Origin of the sequence: Actinoplanes sp. NPDC048791 (genome assembly GCF_040650095.1) — a bacterium.
Classification (GTDB): Bacteria; Actinomycetota; Actinomycetes; order Mycobacteriales; family Micromonosporaceae; genus Actinoplanes.
Map to the genome: position 1 here is coordinate 1 of NZ_JBEZGQ010001701.1, position 1,120 is coordinate 1,120.

Annotated in this window: 1 protein-coding gene and 1 pseudogene; one reads left to right on the forward strand and one right to left on the reverse strand. The window is 75.7% G+C overall.

Features of this window, described 5'->3' with window-relative positions; translation table 11 throughout:
- Window positions 1–19: 19 nt before the first annotated feature.
- Window positions 20–262 (forward strand): annotated as a pseudogene (locus tag AB0C29_RS49750) (glycosyltransferase 87 family protein); the annotation flags it as partial.
- 296 nt (window positions 263–558) lie between these two features.
- On the opposite strand, the gene AB0C29_RS49755 reads toward AB0C29_RS49750, so the two are convergent.
- A partial coding sequence (locus AB0C29_RS49755) for a P1 family peptidase (protein WP_360835562.1) occupies window positions 559–1,120 on the reverse strand: 562 nt, incomplete at its 5' end.

Sequence of the window (1,120 nt, forward strand, 5' to 3'; positions counted from 1 at the left end):
GGCGGCGCGCACGGCGACGGTGACGACGGCGGCGCTGACCGGGGGCGCGTTCCTGCTGGCCCCGGCGGAGTCGTTGCGCTACTTCGGCGACCTGCTGTGGCAGACCGACCGGGTGGGCACCGCGGCCGCGCTGACCAACCAGTCGCTCACCGGCCTGCTGGCCCGCCTGGCCGGGACACCGGCGGCGCCGGCGGGCTGGTGGGTTCCGCTGTGCGTGCTGGTCCTGGTGGTGGGCCTGCGCCGGGCCCGCCAGGCGTACGCGGCCGGCGACACCGTCACGGCGCTGACCCTGACCGGCCTCACCGCCAACCTGGTCAGCCCCATGTCCTGGACCCACCACCTGGTGTTCCTGCCGGTCGCGGTGCTCGTGCTGGCCGACATCGCCGCCCAGCGCCGCGATCCCCGGCCGGCACTGGCCGCGGTCACCGTCTACGCCCTCAGCGTCGTCTCCCCGATCTGGCTCGTCCCGGACGACAGCAGCGGCGCACGGGCCCTGATCCTGCGCAACGCCTTCACGCTGATGCTGCTGGCGCTGGTGGCCCTGCTGCCCTGGCGGACCTATCCCGGTGGGGCGACAGCGGCCCGGACCGCGGCGGCGACCGTGTCGACGGTGACCGCGCGGAGCAGGTCGAGATCGGTGTCGACCTCGGACTCGCCGCTGGCCAGAGCCACCACCGCGTCGCCGTCGTAGCGGGAGTGCGCGGGGTGGATCGACCGGGCGAAACCGGTGTGGCCGCTCTGGGCGAGCAGGTAGCAGTCGTTCTTGGCGAGCCGGGCGTCGGTGAGCACGACGGCCACGGTGGTGTTCTGCATGCCGTACGGGGCTTGCGGCTGCACCGCCTCGGGTGTGGCGCCGAAGAGGGGCTGGCCGTCGGGGGCCAGCACGTCGCCCCAGGCGTTGACCACGACGACGGCGGCCACCCGGGCGGTGCCCGCCAGCCGTTCGGCCAGGCCCAGACCGCCCGGGTCACGCCGGCCGCGCCACGTGCCCGTCGCAGCGCCCGTGCCCGCGCCGACCCGGCCGCTGGTCAGTTCCGTGCCGGCGTACGCGGCCAGCGAAGCGGCCCGGCCACTCGCCGCGTCGGGCGGTCCGGTCCGCACCGAGCCGTCGAAGATCGAC